We start from the raw sequence: 20,829 nt of genomic DNA, 5'->3' as shown, positions 1-20,829 counted from the left end.
TCAGGATGCCTTGGCCAATGGCGCGTCGACGAGACGTTCATATTCCAGCAGCGACTCCTCCAGCAACTGACCGGTTAGGTACAACGTCACCCTCGCCACTTCTTTGATCTGTGCTCGCTCTTCATCCGTCTTCACCGCGCGTTGCATCGCCAGGCGCACTTCTTCGGAGTGCTTTTCATCAATGGTCGAATGGGCGACAAAGAAGGTCATCTGCTCATCTTTAAGTCCCAGGTCTACGCGGAACTTGTTCAGGATGGGCTGGATGTGGCCATACACCTCTTCTGCCCAATAGCTGTAACCCAAACGGGCAATCGGTCCCAGGCGAATGGCCACGTCGTTCAGATAAGCGATCAGCGCCTGAGTGGGAGGAAGCGGTGCAGGCAGCGACGCAGGCAAGGCAGCGATGGACTCTAGGTCACGAAGGACCATTTTCTCGTGGCCCAACTCTTCAAGTGCGTGCTTGTAAACGAAGCGCAGCAGCGTCGTCTGACCCGGATCCGCGCTGAATGCACAGGCTGCCTGATTGATCGAGTTGAACCGGGTGTAATGGTAAACCTGGAGCATCACCTGCTGATAAAGTTCGACCGTAATCGGTTGCTCAAGGCTGTGACTCCAATAGCGACCTTTTTTGATTTTGGCCCAGCCGCTGTCGACAATGGCATCCAGATCTTTGAAGAAATTATCCATGAGCTACTTTCCCTTTTATGGTGTTAAAGACGGTTTCCAACTCCAGGTAAACCAAACTGTAATCACGTGATGATTGACAGCTAGCCCAGATAATATCGTCGGCCAGAACATGCCCTCCGATATCGACATACAAGGCAGCCAAGCGCCCCCGGCACAAAGCCGAGATGTATCGAAACTGCGTATTGGCCTTCAACCAAATGGCTGTTTGCAGAAGAAAGAATCTCAAGTGCAAACCGCCTCTGTACTTCTCATCCAACACCAGACGATTGGCGTCAAACGAATCCATTGGATGAGCGAAGTAAAGCCCCACATTAACGACCCGTTCGACAAAGCTCATGCCATGTCCTAACGGAGTTATCCGGATAGCGCCGACAATCTCGTCTCCATCCAGATAAGCCATGTGATACGAGTAGGTATCGCGCAATGCCTCGGCATCGGAAAAACTTTCCTCACTGGCAGGGTTGTCACCAATGTAGCGAGACCTTAAAGAACACACTTTCTGGAAAAGTTCACTTTTCGCCGACACGACTTGTACGGACATACTCATACAGTGCCCTCGCCTATCGGCTGCGCTGATCGACAATTCGCGCTTCTTTCCAACTGAACCAACTGCCCAGATTCACGTGGTCATCAAGGTCATCGACCATCATGATTGTCGCCTCAACCCCCAGGCGCTCGCGCACGCGTTCACGAATCAGCAACGTCAATTGGCTGCGATCACCTCGGTAAAAACTGGACATTTCCATTTTGGCGATCACCGTATCCCTGCCATTCACGCAGTTGATGACGATTTGATAACCTAGGCATTGCTCGACACCTTCAAGCAGCGCCTGCTCGATATGGCCAGCTGTGAAGGCCTTGCCGTTAAGGGTCATGGAATCTTTGACACGCCCAACCACTTTCATTACTTGCGCCAGGGCAATCGGTTTTTTTGCTGCTTTTTGAATGCAGACCAAATCGCCCGTGCGGTAGCGAATCAACGGTTTCACGCCGTCGATCAGCATGGTGACGCACAACTCCCCTTCACCACTGTCACCCAGACTTTCGCCCGTTTGCGGGTTCAACACCTCAATGATGTAGTTGAGTCGATGGGGTATCAGTTGGTCGCTGGTATTGGCAGCGGCAATAATCATCGCTTCTTGTGAGCCATACAGGCTGTTGTAGGCCTCACAACCCCAGAGGCTGTACAAGTTGTTCTTCAAGGCTGGCGTACAGAGCTCACCGCTCATCATGAACGCCCGCAAATGAAAGTCCTCGCGCGGGTTGAAACCCTGCCGCTCAGCCTCCTTGGCCAGTGCCAGTAGCAGTCCCGGGGCCGACGCGACGACGCCGATACGCAAGTCCTTCATCAACTGGAGCGTCTTGGGATAGCCGATGACCGGAGAGTGCGGCCAGATTTTGGCGTTACAGACACCCAACTGATGACATACATCACCCAAGGTATCGCCGAAGGAATGCACCTCAGTTGGCCCCATGACGCCGACAACAGTTTTCTCTGCAGGGAAATGTTTCTCCAACACCGCTTGGTACGCCATCGCGAGTTGTTTGTTACTTGCATAACTTTCTTTTTTATCCCGCGGACAAGGGGTTGCCGGACCGGTCGTGCCGGTAGTTTCATAATAATAAACACTGTCTTCAAGTGTGCCGGACAAAATATCCAGCCCGGCCTCTCTTAAGTCATCTTTAGTGGTAAAAGGAAGTGAAGCGAGATTCGCCAGGGTGATGTCTTCGACATCAATATCTTTAAAGTGCTTACCATAAAATACGGACTTGTTTTTTACGTGACGCAGAACTGTTTTAAGCCTTTCTTCATGCCATTGCTTAAGATTGTCTTCACTAAGCGTGTTGGTCCAGTACTGCCGATGGATATCGTCATACTTTACGGTGAACTCATCAAATACCTTTCTCGCAACCATGCCTTTCTCCCTCATCGAAATTGGTGTTCTTCGCCATGACGACTGCTTTCTCTGAGTGCCGACACTAACCAAGCCACGGAAAACCACAAACCTGTCAACTGAAGCAGTTGCCCACAATAAAAAAATATGCTAGAGCAAAATTATTAAGGCAGATTTTACCTACGTAAACGACCAACACAGCTCAAAGAGGCGCGCTAGCGTAATACCTGGCACAAAGGAGAGTTGCGGCGAGCAAAGTGTAATTAGTCCGTCGATGTGGTGGAATTGTCAGGTCTGCACAAAACCATCTTTACCCAAGCTTTACGCTTCGCTGACTGCCGCTGACCTTGATCTGCGTAATCTGCATTCATCCGGAACGTACCGGGAACGAGACAAGGAGATACACCATGCGCAAGACTCTTATCGCTCTGATGTTCGCAGCTGCCCTGCCGACCGTTGCCATGGCCATGCCTGAAGGCGCAGGCCCGATGGATGGGCCGATGGACGGCTCGCGCCACGGCGGTCAGATGCACGGCATGCACGGTAAAGGCCCCTACAGTCAACTGGACCTGAGCCGCGAACAGCGCGAGCAGATCCGCAAGATCATGGGCGAGCAGATGCATGAGCGTAAGCAACTGGTCGAGAAGTACCTGGAGAAACTCTCGCCAGCCGATCAGAAAGCCATGAAAGACGAAATGACTGCCAAGCACCAGAAAGCCGAAGCCGACGTGCGCGCCGTGCTGAAGCCGGATCAACAGAAGAAATTCGACGAGATCCAGAAAAAACAGGCCGAGCGTCGCGCCGAGTGGGCTGAATTCAAGGCCTGGAAAGCGCAGCAACCGCAAAAAGCGCAATAATGCGCTGACCCCGGACCCAACGGCTCAACACCGTTGGGTCTGATGTTTTTGATCCCCTGTGGGAGCGGGCTTGCTCGCGAAGGCGGTGTGACAGACAGCATCTATGTCGAATGTGCCGACGCTTTCGCGAGCAAGCCCGCTCCCACAGGGTTTGGTGCTTATCCGAGGATTTCCTGTGCGTTCATTGTTCTGGCGTATCCTGGCCAGCTTCTGGCTGGCCATCGCTCTGGTTGCAGGGCTTTCCATCCTGCTCGGGCACATGCTCAACCAGGACGCCTGGATTCTCAGCCGCCACCCGGGCCTCAACACGCTGGCCGAACAGTGGACGCAAACTTACGAAAGTCAGGGCGAAGACGCCGCCCAGGACATTCTCCAGCAACGCAAACGCCAATATCACATCGACGTCCAGGTGCTCAACGAGAGCGGCGATCCGGTCGTACGCGGTACCTTCCCCAAACGTGCGGCGGCCTTTGAGGCCCGCCAGAACAACGAGGACCGACGCCTGCCATGGCGACGTCTGACTGATGAGTTCACCAGCGAAAAAACCGGTGACACCTACCTGTTCATCTACCGCATTCCACACCCGGAACTGGACGCCTGGCACCGCGAAAGCCTGCTTTGGCCACTCAGTGCCCTGGGAATCGCCTTGGTGGTGCTCACCCTGTTCAGCCTGCTGGTGACCTTTTCCATCACTCGCCCGCTCAGCCGTCTGCGCGGAGCGGTGCATGACCTGGGACAGACCACGTATCAACAGAACAGCCTGGTCAAGCTGGCCAACCGTCGCGACGAATTTGGCGTGCTGGCCAACGACTTCAACCGCATGGGTGCGCGCCTGCAGAGCCTGATAGGCAGTCAGCGACAACTGCTGCGCGATGTCTCCCACGAACTGCGCTCCCCCCTCGCCCGCCTGCGTATCGCGCTGGCGCTCGCCGAACGAGCCGGGCCGCAAGAACGGGAGCAGCTCTGGCCGCGCCTGACCCGTGAGTGCGACCGACTGGAAGCGCTGATCAGCGAAATCCTCGTGCTGGCGCGGGTCGACTCCGATAACGCCAGTGCCGAAGAGGTGGATCTGAATACCTTGCTCAATACCGTGCACAAGGATGCGCAACTCGGTTCACCCGAGCAGCTCGTGCACCTCGAAGCCGAGTCGCAACTGAATCTGAAGGGCTGGCCGACCATGATCGAACGGGCCGTCGACAATCTGCTGCGCAATGCCCAGCGTTTCAATCCGGTGGGTGGCCTGCCGATTGAAATGCAGGCGCTGCGCCAGGGTGAGCGGATCGTCGTGACCGTGCGCGATCACGGGCCTGGAGTCAGTGCCGAATATTTGAGTCAGCTCGGTGAGCCGTTTTATCGGGCGCCGGGGCAGACAGCGGCCGGACATGGCCTGGGGCTGGCCATCGCCCGGCGAGCAGCGGAGCGGCATGGCGGCAGCCTGGTGCTGGCCAATCACCCGGAGGGCGGGTTTATTGCCAGCCTGGAATTACCGTTGGTGCCCGGAGCTATCGTACAACCCTGAAACCTGTGGGAGCGGGCTTGCTCGCGAAGAGGGAGTGTCAGGCAACCAGGTTGTTGACTGGCACACCGCTTTCGCGAGCAAGCCCGCTCCCACACTGGATGTGGGGTATCAGGCCTTGCCTGGCCAGGCGCTGACGAACTGGGTCAGATCGACCTTCTCGGCCACTCGCGGTTCTTTCTGCGGCGTGCCCAGATACAGGAATGCAATCACTTCTTCCCCCTCCGCCAGGCCCAACCCGTTGGCTACATGCGCCGAGTAAGCCAGGTCACCGGTGCGCCACACCGCACCAATGCCCTGCGCATAGGCCGCGAGCAAAATCCCGTGGGCGGCACAGCCCGCCGCCAGCAGTTGCTCGGACTTGGGATACTTGACGTGCTCCTGCACGCGGGCGATCACCACCACCACCAGCGGCGCCCGCAGCGGACCATTGCGCGCCTTGTCGATGGCCGCTTCGTTGACTTCGCTGTCCGCAAGCTTCGCCGCTTCGGCCAGCAACTCGCCCATGTGCTCGCGTGCCGCGCCTTCTATCGTCAAGAAACGCCAAGGCTGCAAATGACCGTGATCCGGGGCGCGCACGGCGGCGCCAAACAGCACTTCGCGCTGCTCGGCAGTGGGTGCAGGTTCAATCAGTCGTGGAACGGAAACACGGTTGAGCAAAGCGTCGAGAGCCTGCATCGGCCACCTCCTGAAAAAATTGTGCGGCTATTCTAGCTGTAACTGCCACAGCGGTGCCGGTTTACATGCCCTGCCTCGCGGGTAGAATGGCGACCTTTCCACTATCAGCCGAGCGGACCTCATGGCGTTGCCGACCTTACGGATCATTGGTTTCATCATCGGCATCTTCCTGATCACGCTGGCGATTTCCATGGTCGTACCCATGGCCACGCTGGTCATTTTCCACCGCACCAGCGACCTGCCGTCGTTCCTCTGGGCCAGCATGATCACCTTTGTCGCCGGTCTGGCGCTGGTGATTCCGGGACGCCCCGAACACATTCACCTGCGCCCCCGGGACATGTACCTGCTGACCGTCAGCAGTTGGCTGGTGGTGTGCATCTTCGCCGCGCTGCCATTCCTGCTGACCCAGCACATCAGCTACACCGATTCATTCTTCGAAAGCATGTCCGGCATCACTGCCACTGGCGCAACCGTACTCAGCGGCCTGGACACCATGTCCCCCGGCATCCTGATGTGGCGCTCGCTGCTGCACTGGCTCGGCGGCATCGGGTTTATCGGCATGGCGGTGGCGATCCTGCCTCTGCTGCGCATCGGTGGCATGCGGCTGTTCCAGACCGAATCGTCGGACCGCTCGGAAAAGGTCATGCCCCGCTCGCACATGGTGGCGCGGCTGATCGTGGCGGCCTACGTCGGCATTACCATTGTCGGCAGCCTGGCGTTCTGGTGGGCCGGGATGAGCCTGTTCGACGCCATCAACCATGCGATGTCAGCGATTTCCACCGGCGGCTTCTCCACCTCCGACCAGTCTTTGGCCAAGTGGCCGCAACCGGCGGTGCATTGGGTCGCGATCGTCATCATGATTCTCGGCGCCCTGCCGTTCACCTTGTATGTCGCCACGTTGCGGGGTAACCGTCGGGCGCTGATCAAGGATCAACAGGTTCAAGGCCTGCTCGGCATGCTGCTGGTGACCTGGCTGGTGCTCGGCACCTGGTATTGGTGGACGACCCAGCTGCATTGGCTGGACGCACTGCGACACGTGGCGCTGAACGTGACATCGGTAGTGACCACCACCGGTTTTGCACTGGGGGACTACAGCCTGTGGGGCAATTTCTCGCTGATGCTGTTCTTCTACCTGGGGTTTGTCGGCGGTTGCTCGGGCTCGACCGCGGGGGGCATCAAGATTTTCCGCTTCCAGGTCGCGTACATCCTGCTCAAGGCCAACCTTAACCAGCTGATTCACCCACGCGCGGTGATCAAGCAGAAGTACAACGGTCACCGCCTCGACGAAGAAATCGTGCGTTCGATCCTGACCTTTTCGTTCTTCTTTGCGATCACCATCTGCGTGATTGCGCTGCTGCTGTCGCTGCTCGGCGTGGACTGGATGACCGCCCTCACCGGCGCGGCCAGTACCGTGTCCGGTGTCGGCCCGGGGCTGGGCGAAACCATCGGCCCGGCGGGCAACTTCGCCACCCTGCCGGACGCCGCCAAGTGGATTCTGTCATTCGGCATGCTGCTGGGCCGACTGGAGATCATCACTGTGTTTGTGCTGTGTATTCCGGCATTTTGGCGTCATTGACCGCTTCAGGTGCTTGCAACAGCCGCATCCGGTATTCGCCGGGTGTGGCATCGAACCAGCGCCGGAAAGCACGGAAGAAGTTGCTCGGATCAGCGAACCCCAGCAAGTAGGCAATTTCCAGCAAGGTCATGGTCGGTTGCGCCAGATACTGCTCGGCCAGCTCGCGCCGGGTATCGTCCAACAGCACCTGAAAGCTCGTGCCCTCTTCCTGCAAGCGCCGTTGCAAGGTGCGCTGGGACAGATGCAGCGTCTGCGCCACGGTGTCGCGCTTGGGTTCGCCCTGGGGCAACAGGCGGCACAACACCTGCCGCGCCTTGTGGGTCACGCGGCTCTCGGAAAAGCGCGCCAGGTACTCGCCAGCAAAGCGGTCATGCAGCAGCGCCATGGCTTCGTTGGCGGTAGGAAGTGGCGCTTCCATGTCCGCGCGTTCGAAAATCAGCGCATCGTAAGGCGCGTTGAACACCAGGGGTGCATGGAAGGCTTGTTTGTAGGGTTCCAGATTGACCGGCTCGGCGCCTTGCACCAACACTTTGCGTGGCTGCAACGTACGCCCGGTCAACCAGCTGCACAGCGCCAAGGCACAGGCCAGTGACGCTTCGGCGCTTTGCCGGGTTGGCGGCAGATGGTCGCCATGTACTGTCAGAATCAGCGCGTAGCCTTCTTCCAGCAGCTTGAAACTCAGGTCGGCACTTTCGGCGATGATCCGCTGATAGCGCACCAGGCGCCGAAAGCCTTCGGCCAGGGTCTGGCTGGACATCAAGGCGTAACCGGTCACATGGAACTGCGCCGGTCGCACCACCTTGCCCATGTTCAGGCCGATGGCCGGGTTACCCGACAACTCGACCGCGCGTTGCCACAGCCGTGTCATGGAATCTTGCGGGAAGCGTGCATCCGGATCATCCAGTGCCGCGTAGTCAAGCCCCAGCTGCTTGAACAGAACCCGGCAATCCAGGCCGTCCATCTCCAGCGCTTTGACAATCCCCATCGCCCAGCTTGCAGAAGTCGTTCGTTCGCTCATGGCGTTTTCTTACATGGTGAGCCGTATGTGACGGCTATTGACCAAAGGATACTAAAGTGGCGCCTATTGTCACTGGCTGATGCCATTGATCACTCTAGACTCAAATAAGCTAGCCGCAGAACAACTTGCAATCAGAACAATAACCACAGAGATCGCAGTCGTGGAAAACGTCAAACGATTCAACAGTTTCGCTGAGTTCTACCCTTACTACCTCAGCGAACACAGCAACAGTACCTGCCGCCGACTCCATTTTATCGGCACGACGCTGGTTATCTTGATACTGGCGCTGACCATTGGTCGGGGCGCCTGGATGCTGCTGTGGGCCCTGCCTCTGGCGGGTTACAGCTTTGCCTGGGTCGGGCATTTCTTCTTCGAGAAGAACCGCCCGGCAACCTTCCAACACCCGTTCTATAGCTTGCTCGGCGATTTTGTCATGTACCGGGACATGGTCCTGGGGCGCGTTCCGTTCTAGCTGACATCCGTCACAAGAGAGTTGCCTATGAATGCCAATGCCCGCTTCACCCACATGAAGGACGGCACACAGGAAGACTGGGCGATCATCGCCGCGGACTTCAGTGCCTACGCGCGACAATTGCCGACCAGGATTGTGGCGCACCTGAAGTTACTGGAGGGTGATTTTGGCGGTTTCCCGGTGGATCGCCTCACCCACTCCCTGCAAACCGCCACCCGCGCCTGGCGCGATGGTCGTGACGAAGAGTACGTGGTCTGCGCCCTGCTCCACGATATCGGCGACACCCTGGGTTCCTACAACCATCCGGACATCGCGGCAGCGATCCTCAAGCCGTTCGTCAGTGCCGAGAACCTGTGGATGGTGGAAAAGCACGGGATTTTCCAGGGCTACTACTTCTTCCATCACCTGGGCATGGATCGCCATCTGCGTGAGCAATTCCAGGACCACCCGCAATACCAGGCGACCGTCGAGTTCTGTGCCAGGTACGATGCGGCGGCGTTTGACCCGGCGTACGACACGCTGCCATTGAGCTTTTTCGAGCCGATGATGGAGCGCTTGTTTGCGCACCCCAGGGATTCGATCTACAAGGCGGCGATGCAAGAGCACGCACCGGCCTGAAGTTAGCGCATATCCAATGTGGGAGCGGGCTTGCTCGCGAAAGCGGTTTGACAGGCACTGCGATGTCGAATGCGCCGACGCCTTCGCGGGCAAGCCCGCTCCCACAGGGATTTGCGGTGCGAGCAGATTCTGTATACACCACAAGTCCACTGTGGGAGTGGGCTTGCCCGCGAAGAGGCCAGTACAATCACCGAATGACTATCAGGCCAACTCTGCCACACTGGCCGCCTTCAACTGCGCCTCACGCGCCTGGGCATCCGCCAAGCGATACAGCTCGATCGAACCATCCCAATGTTCGATCAACGCCGTGCACGACTCCACCCAGTCGCCGCAATTGAGGTAGTCCACCTCGCCAACCTTGCGAATCTCGGCATGGTGAATGTGCCCGCACACCACCCCGTGCAGCTCGCGCTTGACGCATTCATGGGCGATGGCTTCTTCGAAGTCGCTAATGAAGCTGACCGCGGTTTTCACCTTGTGCTTGAGGTAGGCCGACAGCGACCAGTAGCCGTAGCCATATCGCGCGCGCCAATGATTGAGCCAGCGGTTGAGGGTCAGGGTGAATTCGTAGGCCGAGTCACCGAGAAACGCCAGCCAACGATGGTAACGAGTGATCACATCAAACTGATCGCCGTGAATCACCAGCAGGTGCCGGCCGTCGGCGGTGACGTGCACGGCTTCGTCCACCAACTGGATATTGCCCAGGATCAGCTTCGAATAGCGGCGCAGGAATTCGTCGTGGTTACCGGTGACGTAGATCACCTCGGTGCCCCGCTTGCTCATGGTCAACAGGCGACGGATGACGTTGGTATGCGCTTGCGGCCAGTAAATGCCGCCGCGCAATTTCCAGCCGTCGATGATGTCGCCGACCAGGTAGATCTTGTCCGCGTGGTAGCCCTTGAGAAACTGCGACAGGTGTTCAGCCTGGCAATCCCGGGTGCCCAAGTGCACGTCGGAAATCCATAAAGTCCGTACGCGTTGCTTACGGGTGGGTTTGGCGAGCTCGGCGCTGGTCATGGGCAACCCTCTGGCAAGTTTTGCCAAGTCTGCCCCGACCCGGTTAATGGTCCATGACAGCATCAAGTCAGTCCCGTGACAGCGCTAACAGGCCCGCTCGGTGTAGACTGACGCCCTGAACCGGGAGACCCGCGATGAGACCGATCCTCACGCTTCGCCAATACAGCCACGATCTGATCGTCCACAGCCACGACCACGCGCAACTGGTGTTCGGGCTTTCGGGCGCCCTGGATTTCGAGGTTGACGGCCGTGGCAGCCAGGTGGTCCAGCAGAGTTTCGTGGTGATACCGTCGGGCGCTCATCATGCGTGTGGCAGCCCCAATGGCAGCCGCTGCCTGGTGCTGGATGTGCCCGGCGAGCAATGGGTTGCCCAGTCGTTGGGCGATCACGCCGAGTCCAGCAGGCGTTTGCTCGACAACGCCGGCCGTCTGTCACTGGACGCCGGGCAAAGCCAATTGGTCAGTTGGCTGGCAAACAGTCCGGTCGATGATCCGCTGATCGCACAACAAGGCGCGGTGCTGCTACTGGCCAGTCTCAACAACGCCAGGCCCGTCACCATCGGTGGTCGGCGCCTGCCCTACGCCGCGCTGAACGCACACATCGATCAGTACGCGGCGTACCCGCTGCAGGTGGCCGACCTGGCCCGGGTGGCCGGTCTCTCCAGCGCCCGTTTGCATGCGCGGTTCGTGGCCGAATGCGGGCAGACTCCAATGGACTACATCCGCAGCCGACGCCTGCACATCGCGGTGAGCCTGCTGCGCAACTCGGCGCTGCCCATCGGTGAGATTGCCAGCCGTGTCGGCTACAGCTCCCAGAGTGCCTTCGCGGCGGCGGTGCTGCGCGAGTTCGGGGCATCACCCGGAAAACTGCGACGCGAGACTGGCGACAAAAAACGCTAGTTTGCCGACAGACTTGATGGGCGATTACGCGCTTCAATGATGCCTCTGTTCGTTTGTCGTTAAGGATTGCAATGACTCCTCGTACCGCCCTTGGCGCCCTGCATATCGGCGCATTGATGTTCGGCCTGACCGGCGTGTTCGGCAAACTGGCGGCCGCGTCACCGGCGATCATCGTGTTCGGCCGTGCCGCTTTTGCCGTACTCGCACTGGCGTTTTTTGCACGCTTCGCCAGCCAGACGCGCTGGCAGAAACTTGAAGCCGTGGACTGGCGTCGCCTGCTGCTCAGCGGCTTGTTGCTGGCCGGGCACTGGGTGAGCTTCTTCATTGCGGTGAAAGTCGCAGGCGTGGCGATTGCGACGCTCGGTTTCGCCAGTTTCCCGGCCTTTACCGTGATCCTTGAAGGGCTGATCTTCCGCGAGCGCATTCGCGCCAATGAGATTGTGCTGGTGCTGCTGGTGAGTGTCGGGCTGGTGCTGGTCACACCTGACTTTGATCTGGCCAGCGGCGCCACCACCGGCCTGCTGTGGGCCGTGGGCTCCGGGTTGCTGTTCGCCCTGCTGTCGCTGACCAATCGTGCCAGTTCCGGGCGGGTGCCGCCCGTGCAGGCAGCGTTGTGCCAGAACGTAGTGGTTGCCTTGTGTCTGCTGCCGGTGGCGGCGCCGCAATTGAGCGAAGTACGCGCCATCGACTGGCTGTGGATCGGCCTGCTCGGTGTGTTCTGTACCGGTGTCGCCCACAGCCTGTTCGTCGCCAGCCTCGCGGTGATCAAGGCACGCACCGCCGCCGTGGTGTTCGCCCTGGAGCCGGTCTACGGCATCACCGTCGCGTGGCTGCTGTTCAATGAAAACCCTACCCTGCGCATGTTGCTGGGGGGCGCGCTGATCATCGTGGCGATTGTGGTGTCCAGCAGGTTCTCAACTGGCACAAGCAAGAAAGCCGTTGTCGCCGAGGCTGCATCTCACTGAGTGCGGTCGTTGTGCCCCAGGTCGCGGGCCGGGTCGATCTGGTCGCGGACCCGCTGCTTGAGCACTTTGGCCTCGGGGAAGCCACCGTCCGCCTTGCGTTCCCAGATCTGCACGGCGTCACAGAAAACATGAAAGACCCCGCCGGTGCCTGGCACCAGGGAGACTTTGCCCAGGTCATCACCAAAGGTGCTGAGCAGTTCCTGGGCCAGCCAGGCTGCACGCAACAGCCATTGGCATTGCGTGCAGTAGGTGATGACAATTTCGGGTTTGCTTGCGCTCATGATGGGACCTGACTCCAGAATTTGACGACGCCGCTATGATAGCCCGGCCGGTGTCGTCCGAGTCGCGGGATCGGGTTGCGCCTCCAGCGCGAATGCAGGCTCGAACATGGCCAGAGCAACTGGCGGCTGGTTCTCGTTTGGGCTGATCACCTCCCAGCTCGACGCGATGGAAAACTCATCCAGGTTGAGTCGGTACTCATCGTCAGGGGCGGATTCGCCAGGCGTCGCCAAACCCGGAATCACTGCCACGGCAGCAGTGACCGGGATGATAGGACGGCTATCGACCCGCTCAAGCTCTTCATTGGCTGGCCCCACGTCGCGCTGCGGAGTGGACGGTTGCCTGACCGGCGGCCATACCGAGGGCTCGGCAAAGACTTCAGGCAACGGCTCATGCGGTAGCAGTGCCTCCGAGGCTGTGGCCTCATGCTGCTGGCGCCGGTGGCGAACAAACCAGCCCAGCGCCAGCAACGCCACCAGCACTGACACGCTGGTAATCGGCAGCCAGCCAGTTCCGGGTTTTTCAGCAATAGCCGGGGCTGAGGCCGCTGCGTCAGCAGCAATGGGTTGTGCCTTTACTTTCTCGAGTTCCGCCAGGTGGGTTTGCAGTTCGGCCAGTTGTTTTTTCTGGTCGGCGATCAGTTGGTCCCGGTCCTGAAGTTTCGCGTTGAGCTCATCGACAGTGACTTGCAACTGGTGGTTTTGCAGGGTGCTGGCGGCCAGTTGTTCGACAGCGGGATCAACTTCGGGTACGTCCGTTTCTGGCGTCGTCCTGGCCATGGGTGACGGCGCTACGACCGGTTGAACACTGGGGAATGCGGACGCCGGGGAACTGGAAACCGCTTCATCGGCAGCGGGAACAACACCAGGCGAACCCGGCGGATCGATCAGTACCGTGTACTCGCGTAGTAACCGACCGTTGGGCTGATCGAGCTGCACGAGGAAATTCAGGAAGGGTTCACTCACCGGTTTGCTGGAGGTCACCTGGATCAAGCTGCGATTACCGCGCAGGACCGGAGTGAACTTCAGGTTGTCGAGGAAAAATACCCGCTCGACGCCGGCACGGCTGAACTCGTCTGCCGTTGCCAGGCTCACCGACAACTCGCTCTCCTCCAGGCCAGCGGCATCCACCAGTGCGATATCGGCACGCAGCGGTTGATTGAGTGCCGAATGCAGAGTGATTTCACCCAGCCCCAGCGCCGGTGTCCATGCCGAGTAAGTGGCCGCGACCCCGGCCAGCAACCACTGAAAACAACCGCGCAAAACCAATCGCCAACACTTGAGCATGAGCATCCTTGAGATCTACAAAAACTACACGTACGCGTTCGTACATCCGTTACGAACACGATATTGCCGAGTAGTTCTTATAGTCCGCCCTATGCGCTATCTCAAAAACCTGGCGTTCGGTTATGCCTCAGGATTTTTCAAGGTTGCCCAGGATGTACCCGTGAACCCGCATGCACACCTTCAAGTCCGCCTCATCGACGCCCTCGAACAGTTCGTGGCGCAGTTGTGTGGCAATGGTTTCAATTTGTTCGATCAGGGGCAGCGCCGGTGCGCAGAGCACGATTTTCTTTGCCCGACGGTCTTCCAGTACTGCCTGGCGTCGCACCAGACCTTGGCTTTCCAGGCTGTCGAGCAAACGGGCAAGGGTCGGGCCTTCGACGCCGACGCTTTGTGCCAGCTCACGCTGGGTTGGGGCTTCTTCGAAACGCGCGAGGTGCAGAAGCACCAGCCAGCGTGCCTGGGACAAACCCAAGCCCGCCAGCCGGCGGTCCAGTTCGGCACGCCAGCCACGGGACATCTGGGCCAACTGCATGCCAAAGCGGTGTTGATCGGTTAACGGCATAAAACACTCATGGTTAGACTGAAATAAATTAAAACTAATTATTAGTCAGCTAAGCATGAGCCTCGATTTGAGGCAAGGCTTGATCTGTAGTGAAACGTTACATCAGCAATACAGATGTCTCAAATCTCGAATTCCGACTGCAAGGCAGCGCGCACGCAGTACAAAACCCCCTCCGGCACCCGTCCCGCGAACAGCGCGGCGATTTCGGAAACCGGCGGCAACTCGCCTTCACCGTCGAGGAAAGCATCCTGCACTTCGCCCATCAGCTCTTCAGGCAGATCCAGTGCCTGTTCCAACGACAACTGCTGCTTGCCGATCGCCTCGGCCAGCATGGTGTAGACGTTCTTTTCCGAGCATTGCAACTGACCGGCGATCTGTACCGGCGTCATGCCGGCCCGCGCCAGGGTGATCAATTCGTGACGCACGTCGGCCACCGCTTTCGGTGCCTCGACCTGGCCGCCGAGCACTTCGAGGAAGGCCTCGCCATAACGCTCCAGCTTGCGCGCCCCGACGCCGCTGACCGTGGCCATTTCCGCCAGCGAGGTGGGCTGGCTGCGCAGCATTTCCAGCAAGGTCGAATCGGGGAAGATGACGTACGGCGGCACACCATGTTCTTCGGCAAGCTTGCGCCGCAGGGCGCGCAAGGCTTCCCACTGCTCGCGTTCTTCGCCGCGGACCAGTTGGCTCGCCTGGCTCTTGCTGCTTTTCGCCACGGTTTGCGCCTTGAGATCGCGGCGCAGTTCCAGGGTCACTTCCCCTTTGAGCAGCGGCCGGCAACTGTCGCTCAAACGCAAGCCGCCGTAGCCCTCGAGGTCGATATCGGCCAGGCCACGGGCCACCAGTTGGCGGAACAACGAGCGCCACTCGCCCTCCGCCATCGCCTTGCCGACACCAAACACCGACAGGTGCTGATGGCCAAAGTTGCGGACCTTTTCGTTGTCCTTGCCGAGCAACACATCCACCAGGTGCCCGACGCCGTAGCGCTGGCCGGTGCGGTAGATCGCCGACAGTGCCTGACGCGCCGGCTCGGTGGCATCCCAGGTCTGCACGCCGTCGACGCAGTTGTCGCAATGCCCGCAAGGCTCGGGCATGTCTTCGTCGAAGTAGGCCAGCAGCGTTTGCCGACGGCAGCGGGTTTCTTCACAGAGCGAGAGCATGGCGTCGAGCTTGTGCTGCTCCAGGCGCTTGTGACGCTCGTCGCCTTCGGAGTTCTGCAGCATCTGCTTGAGCATCACCACGTCTTGCAGGCCGTAGGCCATCCAGGCGTCCGCCGGCAGGCCGTCACGGCCGCCACGACCGGTTTCCTGGTAATAGGCTTCAAGGGATTTCGGAAGATCGAGGTGCGCGACAAACCGCACGTTGGGCTTGTCGATGCCCATGCCGAACGCCACCGTCGCGACCATGATCAGGCCTTCCTCATTGAGGAAGCGTTTCTGATTGAAGGCGCGCAAATCATTGGGCAGGCCGGCGTGGTACGGCAGCGCCGGGAAGCCCTGCTCGCTGAGAAACGCGGCGACTTCCTCGACCTTTTTGCGCGACAGGCAATACACGATGCCCGCATCGCTGCGGCGCTCGGCGAGGAACGCCAGCAACTGCTTGCGCGGCTGTTCCTTGGGCACGATGCGATAAAAGATGTTCGGCCGGTCGAAACTCGACAGGAAGCGCTCGGCGTCTTGCAGGTGCAGACGGGTGACGATTTCTTCCCGGGTACGTTTGTCGGCCGTGGCGGTCAGGGCAATGCGCGGCACGTTGGGGAACATTTCCGCCAACTGGCCCAGCTGCAGGTATTCCGGACGGAAATCGTGCCCCCATTGCGACACGCAGTGTGCTTCGTCGATGGCGAACAGGGCGATGTTCAGCTCTTGCAGAAATGACAGCATGCGCGGCTGGACCAGGCGTTCTGGTGCCAGATAGAGCATTTTCACTTCACCGCGGCGGATGCGGGCGGCGAGGTCGCGCTGCTGCTCGGCGCTGAGGGTAGAGTTCAATGCGGCAGCCGCCACGCCCAGCTCTTCGAGGGTAGCAACCTGATCGTCCATCAGTGCGATCAGCGGCGAGACCACCACGGCCAGGCCTTCGCGCAACAGCGCCGGAACCTGGAAGCACAAGGATTTGCCACCACCGGTAGGCATCAGGACCAGGGCATCGCCGCCGCTGGCCACGCGCTCAATAATTGCACCCTGGCGGCCACGGAAACTGTCGTAGCCGAAGATGTCCTTGAGGACGCGTTGAGCCTGTTCGAGCATAAAAACTCCAAAAATCACCGAAACATCCCTGCAAGGCTGGTTCAGAACCCGCGACGCTGCACCGACAAATCGTAAGTGCGCATTGCATGACGCTTCACATTTCAGCCGTGACACCAGCAGGGCATCACAAAACGCGCGAGTATACCCGAGCCCCGTCCGGCAAAGGGCACCGCTGATAAGACACAGACAAACCAACCTGTGGGGCAAATATGCCGTGCGGCTGGCCCAAGCGCTCAAGAAGGCCTAGAATTCCCGCATCGAACATTCCCCAAGGTAGTCCTTTAATGTCCTTCGCTGAGCAACTAACCCGCCTGCAAGTCTTCCTCGACGCTGATGAACTGCATGACGAGGCGCTGGACTACGTGGCCGCCCACGGCTACCTCACCGCCCTGTCGATCTGTTCCGAAACCGTTCCTGACCGTGAGTGGATCGACGCACTGTTCGCCGAAGAGCCGCATTACAGTGGCGAAGCCCAGCGCGAAGAGATCGAAGCCACCCTGATCGGCCTCAAGGCCCACATCGCCCGCCAACTGGCTTCCGACGAGGAATTCGAGTTGCCGTGCGACCTGGACCTGGGCGACGACCCGGACGACTCCGAACTGCGCGGCTGGTGCATCGGTTTCATGGAAGGCGTGTTCCTGCGCGAAGAAGCCTGGTTCGAAACCGCCGAAGATGAAGTCAGCGAAATGCTGCTGCCGATCATGGTCGGTTCGGGCCTGTTCGACGAGCAACCGGAGTTCTCCGACATTGCCGCCGATGCCAACCTGATGGACGACATGATCGTGCAGATCCCGGAAGCCCTGACCGCGCTGTACCTGCTGTGCAACGCGCCAGACGAAAAACCGGCGATTCTCAAGCCACGTCACCACTAAGAACGGGCCTATGGACAACCCCATAGGCAACCGCCCCCTGATGTTGCGCTACGTGCTGCTGGCCATCGGCTGGCTGAGCGTAGCGCTGGGGGTGATCGGGATTTTCCTGCCGGTATTGCCCACCACCCCTTTCCTGCTGCTGGCGGCCGCCTGCTTCGCCCGCAGTTCGCCGCGCTTTTATCAATGGCTGGTGGAACATCCTCGGCTTGGCCCGTGGATTCGTGACTACCTGGATGGCAACGGTATCCCGCTCAAGGGCAAGGTCTACGCCATCGGCCTGATGTGGGCGAGCATCCTGTTCTCCTGCTATCTGGTGCCGCTGCCCTGGGCTCGGGGATTCATGCTGACCAGTGCGGTGCTGGTGACCCTGTACATCCTCAAGCAGAAAACCCTGCGCAAAAACTGAAATCTCCCGGGACCATTGTGGCGAGGGGGCTTGCCCCCGTTCGGCTGCGTAGCAGTCGTCAATCGAGTTAGCGCGATCAATCAGGAACACGCGCAATGCCGGACTTGGGGTTGCTTCGCAACCCAACGGGGGCAAGCCCCCTCGCCACAAAAAGCTCATTGAACGCCCTTCGGCCGACGACCTGCCCTCCCCCGGTAAAAACTCCACCTAAACTCCACGAACCTACACTCGAGCAGCCAGACATGGCCCGCAGTCTGCGTAGTCCAGGATGGCCAGCGCTCCGACTTCGGCTCGGCGGATGGTTGCTGCTGGCTGGTTTGCTACTGGCCGTATTCAACGGGGTCCGGGCCGACTGGGACTTTTCGCAGATCCTGCAAACCGTTGAACAACGCTACGGCCCGCTGGGACCGGCACGAGGCCGGATCGAGGCGTGGAGTCAAATGCTCCAAGCTGCACGTGGCGCGCCCGAGCGTGAGCAGCTCAACACGGTGAACCGCTTCTTCAATCAGCAGTTGAATTTCCAGGACGACACGCGCATCTGGCAACAGACCGATTACTGGGCCACGCCGGTCGAAGCCCTGATCAAGGGCGCCGCCGATTGCGAGGACTACGCATTGGCGAAGTATTTCAGCCTGCGCCGGCTCGGCATTCCCAGCGAAAAACTGCGCATCACCTACGTCAAGGCCCTGAGCCAGAACCAGGCACACATGGTGCTGACGTTCTACAGCACCCCCACGGCTGACCCACTGGTACTGGACAACCTGATTGGCGAAATCCGCCCCGCGTCCCAACGCAAAGACTTGCTGCCGGTATACGCCTTCAACGCCGAAGGCTTGTACCTGCCAGGCAAGAACGGCGGCCAGCGCAGCAGCGACTCGAAAAAGCTCTCGCGCTGGCAGGACGTGTTGAAAAAGATGCAGGCCGAAGGGTTCGACATCGGCGACGGCTAACCGCCACGGCAAGGAGCGATGTATGACACTGCGTAAACAGTTGTTCCTGGCCATCTGCCTGTTCCTGCTGGTGGCGTTCAGCGGCAGTTTTTTTGCCAGCCTGGAGAGCTCCCGCGAGCAAACGCTCAGTCAGTTGCGCGCCCACGCCCAGGACGCGGCCACCGCGCTGGGGCTGTCTCTGACGGCACAGGTCGATGATGCGGCAATGATGGAGCTGATGGTCAGTTCGATTTTCGACAGCGGCTATTTCAGCAGTATCCGCGTCATCAGGCTCAAGGATCAGCAAACCCTGGTGGAGCGCAGTGCACCGACAAGAATCGACGGTGTACCGAACTGGTTCGTCAACCTGGTCAACCTGCGCCCGGAAGGTGGCGACGCCTTGATCATGCGCGGCTGGGAACAACTGGCACGAGTCGAAGTGCTGAGCAATCCGCAGTTCGCCCTGGCCAAGCTCTGGGACAGCACCCTCGGCAGCCTGATCTGGTTGCTGTTGTGCGGTCTGTTCAGTGCAGTCATTGGAGGATGGATGCTGCGCCGACAATTCCGCCCACTCGACAGCATGGTCCGACAGGCCGAGGCCATCAGTAAACGCGAGTTTCTCAGCCTGCCCAGCCTGCCACGAACACCGGAGCTGAAACGAGTGGTGCTGGCGATGAACCAGATGGTCGAAAAGCTCAAGGCGCTGTTCGTCGAAGAGGCTGAGCGCAGCGAAAAGCTGCGGGCCGAATCCTATCTGGACAGCCTTACCGGCTTGGCCAACCGGCGCCTGCTCGACGAGCAACTGGCCGACCACTTGAAAGTGTGCGAACAGAGCCGCGAAGGCCATTTGCTGATGTTGCGGATCAACGACCTGAATGGGCTCAACCAGCGACTGGGCGGCCAACGCACTGACGCACTGATCAGTGCCGTGGGCGAATTGCTTAAGCGCCTGACTCAATTGCCGGAGCGTCGCACCTGGTTGGCGGCGCGCAATCGTGGCGGCGAATTCAGCCTGCTGACACCGGGTCTGGACGCCGAAAGCGCCGCGCGCCTGGCCGCCGATGTCAGCATCAGCCTGGAGAACCTGCGCCTGACCGGCACCAGCGATTGCATGCCGGTCGCCCACCTGGGCGTTGTCGCCTACCGCCCCGGTGAGCCGGTCAGCCATGTACTTCTGCGCCTTGATCAGGCACTGACCGAATCACGGCCACATCTCGAGCGACCCTGGGTGTATTTGGGCCATCGTGACACGGCGCCCAATCATTCCCAGCACGACTGGCGCACCTGGATCGACGATGCCTTGACCGAAGGTAAAATGCAGTTGTACTTCCAGCCCGTCGTGCAATGCGCCGATACTCGCCAGGTGCTGCATCACAAAGTGCTCGCACGCCTGCTCGACCCACAGGGCGAAGCGATTGCCGCCGGGCATTTCCTGCCGTGGATCGAGCGTCTCGGCTGGTCGGCACGGTTCGACCTGGCCATGCTCGAAGCCACGCTGGACGACCTGGTAGTGAACCGCCGGCCCTTGGCACTGAGCCTGTCCGGCAGCACCCTGCGCGACCCGGTGCAATGGCAAACGGTCCTCGACCTGCTTGAGTCCCTTCCCGAACTTGCACCGCTGTTGACCCTGGAAATCGACGAACACCAGTTGCCATCCCCCGAAGTGCTGCAGAACCTGAGCAGCACATTGCTCAAAACCGGTTATCGCATCGGCCTGCAACACTTTGGCGGACGCTTCAGCCAGATCGGCAACCTCACCCAATTGGGCCTGGCGTACCTGAAAATCGATGGGGCCTATATCCGCAACATCGACGAACAACCTGACAAGCGACTGTTCATCGACGCGATCTTTCGCGCGACCCACAGCATTGATTTGCCGCTGATTGCCGAAATGGTCGAGACACCAGGGGAACTGGAAATCATCCGGGAGTTGGGCGTATTCGGGGCGATGGGGCGGTTGATCGGGGCGCCGAAGCCAACTTAGCCCGGCAGCCAACGCAACTTTTACCATTGACCGAAACCAACTTGTATCTGTTACTTATGACAGTAGG

General features: G+C 59.6%; 21 protein-coding genes. 11 read left to right on the top strand and 10 right to left on the bottom strand.

What is annotated here, in order from left to right; all coding sequences use genetic code 11:
- From QMK54_RS07605 to QMK54_RS07595, 3 genes are read right to left on the bottom strand one after another with little or no spacing between them, the layout of a single operon-like run.
- Entirely contained in the window at nt 1–687 is a 687-nt protein-coding gene (locus QMK54_RS07605) for an iron-containing redox enzyme family protein (RefSeq protein WP_110658545.1), read from the bottom strand.
- The gene (locus QMK54_RS07600; protein ID WP_110658544.1) at nt 680–1,234 is read right to left on the bottom strand and encodes an acetyltransferase; all 555 of its coding nucleotides are present in this window, start codon (nt 1,232–1,234) and stop codon (nt 680–682) included. Before QMK54_RS07600 ends, QMK54_RS07605 begins: the two co-directional genes overlap by 8 nt.
- Nucleotides 1,235–1,247: 13 nt before the next feature.
- A complete protein-coding gene (locus QMK54_RS07595) occupies nt 1,248–2,603 on the bottom strand; it encodes a phenylacetate--CoA ligase family protein (protein ID WP_110658543.1) in 1,356 nt (451 codons plus the stop codon).
- Nucleotides 2,604–2,989: 386 nt separating this feature from the next.
- Between QMK54_RS07595 and QMK54_RS07590 the strand changes: the two genes are divergently transcribed.
- Both QMK54_RS07590 and QMK54_RS07585 read left to right on the top strand, forming a co-directional pair.
- Nucleotides 2,990–3,439 (top strand): Spy/CpxP family protein refolding chaperone, encoded by a 450-nt coding sequence (locus QMK54_RS07590; RefSeq protein ID WP_110658542.1) that lies wholly within the window; start codon nt 2,990–2,992, stop codon nt 3,437–3,439.
- Between the two features lie 175 nt (nt 3,440–3,614).
- Nucleotides 3,615–4,958: a sensor histidine kinase gene (locus QMK54_RS07585; protein WP_110658541.1), complete on the top strand. Its 1,344-nt coding sequence runs from the start codon at nt 3,615–3,617 to the stop codon at nt 4,956–4,958.
- Between the two features lie 108 nt (nt 4,959–5,066).
- Here QMK54_RS07585 and QMK54_RS07580 read toward each other — a convergent pair whose 3' ends face one another.
- Complete coding sequence (locus QMK54_RS07580; RefSeq protein ID WP_320402289.1) at nt 5,067–5,633, bottom strand: NAD(P)H nitroreductase; 567 nt, start codon at nt 5,631–5,633, stop codon at nt 5,067–5,069.
- A 121-nt stretch (nt 5,634–5,754) separates the two neighbouring features.
- On the opposite strand from QMK54_RS07580, the gene QMK54_RS07575 reads away from it, so the two are divergent.
- On the top strand, nt 5,755–7,209 hold the full coding sequence (locus QMK54_RS07575) for a TrkH family potassium uptake protein (RefSeq protein WP_320402288.1): 1,455 nt from the start codon (nt 5,755–5,757) through the stop codon (nt 7,207–7,209).
- Here QMK54_RS07575 and QMK54_RS07570 read toward each other — a convergent pair.
- A complete protein-coding gene (locus tag QMK54_RS07570) occupies nt 7,166–8,227 on the bottom strand; it encodes an AraC family transcriptional regulator (RefSeq protein WP_110662383.1) in 1,062 nt (353 codons plus the stop codon). The two genes, QMK54_RS07575 and QMK54_RS07570, sit on opposite strands and share 44 nt — an antisense overlap.
- A 160-nt stretch (nt 8,228–8,387) precedes the next feature.
- Between QMK54_RS07570 and QMK54_RS07565 the strand changes: the two genes are divergently transcribed.
- Both QMK54_RS07565 and QMK54_RS07560 read left to right on the top strand, forming a co-directional pair.
- Nucleotides 8,388–8,699, top strand: a complete 312-nt coding sequence (locus tag QMK54_RS07565) for a DUF962 domain-containing protein (protein ID WP_103394688.1) — start codon at nt 8,388–8,390, stop codon at nt 8,697–8,699.
- Nucleotides 8,700–8,726: 27 nt separating this feature from the next.
- Nucleotides 8,727–9,317: an HD domain-containing protein gene (locus QMK54_RS07560; RefSeq protein WP_320402287.1), complete on the top strand. Its 591-nt coding sequence runs from the start codon at nt 8,727–8,729 to the stop codon at nt 9,315–9,317.
- A gap of 201 nt (nt 9,318–9,518) precedes the next feature.
- Here QMK54_RS07560 and QMK54_RS07555 read toward each other — a convergent pair whose 3' ends face one another.
- The gene (locus QMK54_RS07555; protein WP_320402286.1) at nt 9,519–10,334 is read right to left on the bottom strand and encodes a UDP-2,3-diacylglucosamine diphosphatase; all 816 of its coding nucleotides are present in this window, start codon (nt 10,332–10,334) and stop codon (nt 9,519–9,521) included.
- Between the two features lie 134 nt (nt 10,335–10,468).
- Between QMK54_RS07555 and QMK54_RS07550 the strand changes: the two genes are divergently transcribed.
- Complete coding sequence (locus tag QMK54_RS07550; RefSeq protein WP_223591297.1) at nt 10,469–11,233, top strand: AraC family transcriptional regulator; 765 nt, start codon at nt 10,469–10,471, stop codon at nt 11,231–11,233.
- 71 nt (nt 11,234–11,304) lie between these two features.
- Nucleotides 11,305–12,198, top strand: coding sequence for a DMT family transporter (locus QMK54_RS07545; protein WP_320402285.1), 894 nt, complete (start codon nt 11,305–11,307; stop codon nt 12,196–12,198).
- On the opposite strand, the gene QMK54_RS07540 is transcribed toward QMK54_RS07545, so the two are convergent.
- From QMK54_RS07540 to recQ, 4 genes are all read right to left on the bottom strand, one after another.
- Nucleotides 12,192–12,479, bottom strand: coding sequence for a SelT/SelW/SelH family protein (locus QMK54_RS07540; protein ID WP_110659683.1), 288 nt, complete (start codon nt 12,477–12,479; stop codon nt 12,192–12,194). The two genes, QMK54_RS07545 and QMK54_RS07540, sit on opposite strands and share 7 nt — an antisense overlap.
- 33 nt (nt 12,480–12,512) lie before the next feature.
- Nucleotides 12,513–13,763, bottom strand: coding sequence for a hypothetical protein (locus QMK54_RS07535; RefSeq protein WP_320402284.1), 1,251 nt, complete (start codon nt 13,761–13,763; stop codon nt 12,513–12,515).
- Nucleotides 13,764–13,890: 127 nt separating this feature from the next.
- Complete coding sequence (locus QMK54_RS07530; RefSeq protein ID WP_223591303.1) at nt 13,891–14,325, bottom strand: MarR family transcriptional regulator; 435 nt, start codon at nt 14,323–14,325, stop codon at nt 13,891–13,893.
- A gap of 119 nt (nt 14,326–14,444) precedes the next feature.
- A complete protein-coding gene (gene recQ, locus QMK54_RS07525; RefSeq protein ID WP_320402283.1) occupies nt 14,445–16,571 on the bottom strand; it encodes a DNA helicase RecQ in 2,127 nt (708 codons plus the stop codon).
- Between the two features lie 284 nt (nt 16,572–16,855).
- Between recQ and QMK54_RS07520 the strand changes: the two genes are divergently transcribed.
- The 4 genes from QMK54_RS07520 (at nt 16,856) to lapD (ending at nt 20,762) form a co-directional block, all read left to right on the top strand.
- On the top strand, nt 16,856–17,443 hold the full coding sequence (locus tag QMK54_RS07520; RefSeq protein ID WP_046816855.1) for a YecA family protein: 588 nt from the start codon (nt 16,856–16,858) through the stop codon (nt 17,441–17,443).
- A gap of 10 nt (nt 17,444–17,453) precedes the next feature.
- On the top strand, nt 17,454–17,849 hold the full coding sequence (locus QMK54_RS07515) for a YbaN family protein (protein ID WP_110659680.1): 396 nt from the start codon (nt 17,454–17,456) through the stop codon (nt 17,847–17,849).
- Between the two features lie 242 nt (nt 17,850–18,091).
- A complete protein-coding gene (gene lapG / locus QMK54_RS07510) occupies nt 18,092–18,799 on the top strand; it encodes a cysteine protease LapG (protein ID WP_223591307.1) in 708 nt (235 codons plus the stop codon).
- Nucleotides 18,800–18,821: 22 nt separating this feature from the next.
- Nucleotides 18,822–20,762, top strand: a complete 1,941-nt coding sequence (gene lapD / locus QMK54_RS07505; protein WP_110659678.1) for a cyclic di-GMP receptor LapD — start codon at nt 18,822–18,824, stop codon at nt 20,760–20,762.
- Nucleotides 20,763–20,829: the final 67 nt, after the last annotated feature.

The organism is Pseudomonas sp. P5_109 (assembly GCF_034009455.1).
In the GTDB taxonomy this organism is placed as follows: Bacteria; Pseudomonadota; Gammaproteobacteria; order Pseudomonadales; family Pseudomonadaceae; genus Aquipseudomonas.
Note: the sequence above shows the minus strand (reverse complement) of the source record. Positions and strands in the feature narration are given on the sequence as shown.

Bases quoted from the DNA above. Each gene is read 5' to 3' on its own strand.
- QMK54_RS07605 (WP_110658545.1), bottom strand. From the start codon at position 687: ATGGATAATTTCTTCAAAGATCTGGATGCCATTGTCGACAGCGGCTGG.
- QMK54_RS07600 (WP_110658544.1), bottom strand. From the start codon at position 1,234: ATGAGTATGTCCGTACAAGTCGTGTCGGCGAAAAGTGAACTTTTCCAG.
- QMK54_RS07595 (WP_110658543.1), bottom strand. From the start codon at position 2,603: ATGGTTGCGAGAAAGGTATTTGATGAGTTCACCGTAAAGTATGACGAT.
- QMK54_RS07590 (WP_110658542.1), top strand. From the start codon at position 2,990: ATGCGCAAGACTCTTATCGCTCTGATGTTCGCAGCTGCCCTGCCGACC.
- QMK54_RS07580 (WP_320402289.1), bottom strand. From the start codon at position 5,633: ATGCAGGCTCTCGACGCTTTGCTCAACCGTGTTTCCGTTCCACGACTG.
- QMK54_RS07575 (WP_320402288.1), top strand. From the start codon at position 5,755: ATGGCGTTGCCGACCTTACGGATCATTGGTTTCATCATCGGCATCTTC.
- QMK54_RS07570 (WP_110662383.1), bottom strand. From the start codon at position 8,227: ATGAGCGAACGAACGACTTCTGCAAGCTGGGCGATGGGGATTGTCAAA.
- QMK54_RS07560 (WP_320402287.1), top strand. From the start codon at position 8,727: ATGAATGCCAATGCCCGCTTCACCCACATGAAGGACGGCACACAGGAA.
- QMK54_RS07555 (WP_320402286.1), bottom strand. From the start codon at position 10,334: ATGACCAGCGCCGAGCTCGCCAAACCCACCCGTAAGCAACGCGTACGG.
- QMK54_RS07550 (WP_223591297.1), top strand. From the start codon at position 10,469: ATGAGACCGATCCTCACGCTTCGCCAATACAGCCACGATCTGATCGTC.
- QMK54_RS07545 (WP_320402285.1), top strand. From the start codon at position 11,305: ATGACTCCTCGTACCGCCCTTGGCGCCCTGCATATCGGCGCATTGATG.
- QMK54_RS07540 (WP_110659683.1), bottom strand. From the start codon at position 12,479: ATGAGCGCAAGCAAACCCGAAATTGTCATCACCTACTGCACGCAATGC.
- QMK54_RS07535 (WP_320402284.1), bottom strand. From the start codon at position 13,763: ATGCTCAAGTGTTGGCGATTGGTTTTGCGCGGTTGTTTTCAGTGGTTG.
- QMK54_RS07530 (WP_223591303.1), bottom strand. From the start codon at position 14,325: ATGCCGTTAACCGATCAACACCGCTTTGGCATGCAGTTGGCCCAGATG.
- recQ (WP_320402283.1), bottom strand. From the start codon at position 16,571: ATGCTCGAACAGGCTCAACGCGTCCTCAAGGACATCTTCGGCTACGAC.
- QMK54_RS07520 (WP_046816855.1), top strand. From the start codon at position 16,856: ATGTCCTTCGCTGAGCAACTAACCCGCCTGCAAGTCTTCCTCGACGCT.
- QMK54_RS07515 (WP_110659680.1), top strand. From the start codon at position 17,454: ATGGACAACCCCATAGGCAACCGCCCCCTGATGTTGCGCTACGTGCTG.
- lapG (WP_223591307.1), top strand. From the start codon at position 18,092: ATGGCCCGCAGTCTGCGTAGTCCAGGATGGCCAGCGCTCCGACTTCGG.
- lapD (WP_110659678.1), top strand. From the start codon at position 18,822: ATGACACTGCGTAAACAGTTGTTCCTGGCCATCTGCCTGTTCCTGCTG.